4 protein-coding genes are annotated in these 4,018 nt (G+C 68.3%); all 4 read left to right on the top strand.

All coding sequences use genetic code 11. The features are described from left to right. A partial coding sequence (locus VGX25_RS13860) for a PQQ-dependent sugar dehydrogenase (protein ID WP_326918170.1) occupies positions 1-808 on the top strand: 808 nt, incomplete at its 5' end. 140 nt (positions 809-948) lie between these two features. Then, positions 949-1,746, top strand: coding sequence for a hypothetical protein (locus VGX25_RS13855; protein WP_326918169.1), 798 nt, complete (start codon positions 949-951; stop codon positions 1,744-1,746). Beyond that, positions 1,743-2,345, top strand: a complete 603-nt coding sequence (locus VGX25_RS13850) for an ATP-binding protein (protein WP_326918168.1) — start codon at positions 1,743-1,745, stop codon at positions 2,343-2,345. The genes VGX25_RS13855 and VGX25_RS13850 overlap by 4 nt, the downstream gene beginning before the upstream one ends. 242 nt (positions 2,346-2,587) lie before the next feature. Then, positions 2,588-3,817, top strand: coding sequence for an ASCH domain-containing protein (locus tag VGX25_RS13845; RefSeq protein ID WP_326918167.1), 1,230 nt, complete (start codon positions 2,588-2,590; stop codon positions 3,815-3,817). Positions 3,818-4,018: the final 201 nt, after the last annotated feature.

Genomic DNA, 4,018 nt, shown 5'->3' with positions numbered 1-4,018 from the left:
CGCGCTGACCCTGTCCCGGATCCCGCTCACCGACGCCAGCAGGGAGGAGGTGCTGCTCACCCAGGCACACGCCCAGTTCGGCAACCACAACGGCGGCCAGCTTGCGTTCGGTCCGGACGGATTCCTGTACTGGAGCCTCGGGGACGGCGGCGGGGCCGGGGATCCGTTGGCCAGCGGGCAGAATCTCGGCACGCTGCTCGGCAAGATCCTGCGGCTCGACGTCAGCCGCGCGTGTGCCGGTCTCCCGTACTGCGTCCCGCCGGACAACCCGTTCGTCGGCGTCGCCGGGGCCCGCGCCGAGATCTGGGCGTACGGCCTGCGCAACCCGTGGCGGTTCTCCTTCGACGCGGCCGACGGATCACTCTGGATCGCCGACGTCGGCCAGGGCACCTTCGAGGAGGTCAACCACCAACCCGCCGGCCAGGGCGGCGCGAGCTACGGTTGGTCCTGTATGGAGGGACCGCAGGTGTTCAACCCGGACCGCTGCACCGGCGCCGTCCACACCGGACCCGTCTTCCACTACCAGACCTCCGTCGACGGCTGCGCGGTGATCGGCGGCCACGTCTACCGCGGCCAGCGGTTCGCCGACCTCGCCGCCGGCACCTACATCGCCTCCGACTACTGCTCCGCCACCGCCTGGGCCGTCCGCGAGAACCCCGACGGCACCCACACCAACGCCCGCGTCGGCGAGTTCCCCACCCAACCCACCTCGTTCGGCGTGGACACCGCCGGCGAGCTCTACCTGGTCAACGACCTACCGGGCCAGCTCCACCTGGTCGGCTTCGAGCGGGTGCCGCCGGCGGCCTGAGGCTCGAGCTGGGCTTTTTCTGGGCATTGTGGTTGAATCAATTCATGCCCAGAAAAAGCCCAGTCATGGATGAGGTGGCCGCCGCGGTCGGACGGCTGCTGCGGCGGGGCCTCCCTGTGGCACCTACCAGGGTGGATGCGGTGCTTCTCGACCTGCGCGGGATCGTGGCTCGGGCGGTCGACCCGGCGGACGTGGCCAGCCGCACCGCGGCGCTGGACGGGACGCTGCGCGGACTGCTGGCACGATTCTCGGATGCGCGCTATGCCTCGGCGGCGCGGGCTTTGTTCGGGCTGCCGCCGGCCGAGCCGGGGCAGAATCTGACGGTTCGTCGGGAGCTGGCCGCGGCCGAGGCCGGGCACGAGGTGCATCACTTCCGCAAGCGGGTCGAGCCCAAGCTGGTCGAGAAGATCGCCTGGGAGTTGTTGGCCGACGCCGACCGGTTCACGCGGTCGCCGATGATCGCGCCACGGCTGGCCCCGGCCACCGGACGGCAGCCGATCCCAGCCGACCCCTTCGCCTGGGAGGTCGCCGAGCACGAGGAGCAGCTTTCCCGGTTGTGGTCGGCGATCTATGCTGCCCGCGCCGAGTTGCTCGCGGTCGAGCGGTTGATCAGCCTCGACGCGGATCGGACGGAAATAGTGCATACGGCCACGACCGCGGCTTGGCGCTGGGCCGCCGCCCGCGCGGAGGCGATCAGCTACAGCACGTCCTTCGCTCCCGAGCTCGAGTCCTCAGTAGACGAACTGGTGTCACTCGCAGGTTGGGCGCCGCGGTTGACCTCCGCGCAGGCGTCCCGGCTCACCGAGGCCGCCGCCGGCGAAGCCAGCCGGGAGCAGCTCGTGGCCGCCTTACACGGCGATTCCGAGCTGGGCAACATCTGGATCGAGAGCTTCCTGGCTCAGCAACCCCTCCTCGAGGAGAACGGACCGCTGTCGTGACCACGAACTCCGCCCTGGCCGCCGCCATCGAGGCGGCGGCGACCGGTGATCCGCGCCGCTACGTGATCACCGGTGGCCCGTCCTCGGGCAAGGACGACCTCATCGCGGCGATCCACGCCGCCGGGATCCCGTGCATGACCGAGGAGCCCGGCCGGGAGATCTACCGCAAGCACCGCGAGCGGCTCGGCCGGCATCTCCGGCGCGAGGATCGCCGCGAATACTCGCTGGAGGTGCTTGAGGCGTTCATCGCCGAGTACGCCTCGCACAAGCATGGGATTCGCTTCTACAACAGGGGAATCCCGGATGGCTTCGGCTGGGAGGCGTTCTTCGGCTTGCGCCCGGCTCCGCAGTTGGAGGAGGCGACGCGGCTGTACCGGTACGACGCGATCTTCGTGCTCGATCCGCTCGACACCTTCGAGGATCCGGATGACATCGTCTGGGCCAAGGACCGCGAGATTCGCCGCGTGCACGAACTGATCGTGCAGGGGTACTACGACGCCGGCTACGAGCCGCTGTTCGTCGCCCCCGACTCGGCCACCGCCCGGCTGGACTTCATCTGCGCCAACCTGCGCCTGCCCAGACCCAGCCGCGGACGGTGATCTCCTTGCCTCACAACGAGAAGCTATCGTTGCTGATCTCGCCGAACAGCGTGCTGGCCAACGCACTGCTCCGATCGATCGACCTCCTACGGCCTCGCGTTCTCGCGGTCCGCCCGCGGCGGATCGACTTCGTGGTCGGCACCCAGGTCAACGGCGCGCCGCATCTCGGGACGAACCTGGTCCAGACGGCGGCGTTCCTGCTGGCGAAGATCGCCCGGCGGGAGTTCTCCATCGACACCGTTGTGCGGTTCGCCGCATTGGACAACGCGCCCTACGAGGTGGTGCTCGACCCCGAGACGCACACCGCGTACCAACTGACCTACTTCCACGCCTTGGGCAAGGACAGGATCAAGGAGCTGATCGAGGGCTACTATCGCGCGTTCTTCCAGTCACTGTCGGAGGCCACCGACACCGACTACGCGGTGGAGACCTACACCGAGCAGCAGGCGACGCCGGCCTTTCGGGCCGAGTTCTTGCGGACTCTGGAACGTTTGGAGGACATCCGCTGGTGGTTGGCACCGTCACACGGTGTGGTCCACATCCGGATTCCCTGTCCCGAGTGCGGTTGGGCGGAGAAACGCGCCGATCGCACCAAGCTCGCCCACCTCGACGAGGATGGCGCCACTTTCACCGCGGTTTGCTTCGACCACGGCCCATATGAGGCCCACACCGATCCCGAGGACGATCAGCCCTACCTCGACCTGGCCACGCTATACCGCAACGTCGTCAAGGAACGCGCCCTAGGTCGCGACACGAACGTCCTGCACGTGATGATGAAGGGCGGGGACTGGACCTTTGGCTGCCAACTCGTCGACGGCGCCCTCGGTGCGCTGGGCACCCCACCCGCACGCATGCCGATCCGGGTGTTCACGCCGCAGGTGCTCGCCCCGACCGGGGCGAAGCTATCCAAATCATTGCTGCGCGAGCAGGGCGCGGGCGCACTCCCGGCCGACGTCGAAACCTGGATGCTCGACACCACCGCTTGGCCCGGCCACACCGACGACTACGTCGACGCGCTGGTCTGGCTGGTCGGCGAACTGCTGACCGACCCGAAGCATTTCTTCCGCTCGTTCACCGTCAAGGAACTGGGCCGCCTGATGACCGCACGCCCCGCGGAAGCTGTCATCCGGGCCCACGAGATGGGCATCTACAAGCGCTACTTCGACCTCATCGCCACCGGACGCAAGACCACGGAGATCCGGGTCAACGACTCCGGCCGTCGCAAGATCAGGGAAGGGTCGCTCATCCGATTCCGCTGCCAGGGCAAGCAGATACTCACCCGCGTGACCCGCATCGCCCGATACAACACGTTCGACGAGATGTTCGACCACGAGTCGGTCGCCTCGGTCAACCCCTGCGCCACACGCGAGGAGCAACTCGCGAACATCCGCCAGATCTACCCCCCGGAACGCGAAGCCCTCGGCGTCGTCGCCATCGGCATCGAGCTGGTCGACCCGCCACGGCCCGATTGACGACTTCCCCTTTGCCCGCCGTACCTCGCCCTTCTCCTGGCACCGGCGCCGCCGCCGTCTCCGAGGCTCCAGTACAGGAATCCGTCCGGACCGAACGCAAGCTGGCCGCCGTTGTGGTTGCCGAACTGGGCGTGTGCCTGGGTGAGCAGCACCTCCTCCCTGCTGGCGTCGGTGAGCGGGATCCGGGACAGGGTCAGCGCG

Source organism: Actinophytocola sp., from assembly GCF_035942955.1.
GTDB lineage: Bacteria > Actinomycetota > Actinomycetes > Mycobacteriales > Pseudonocardiaceae > DASYTH01.
The sequence above is the reverse complement of the archived record's forward strand: the minus strand, read 5'-3'. Positions and strand labels throughout refer to the sequence as shown.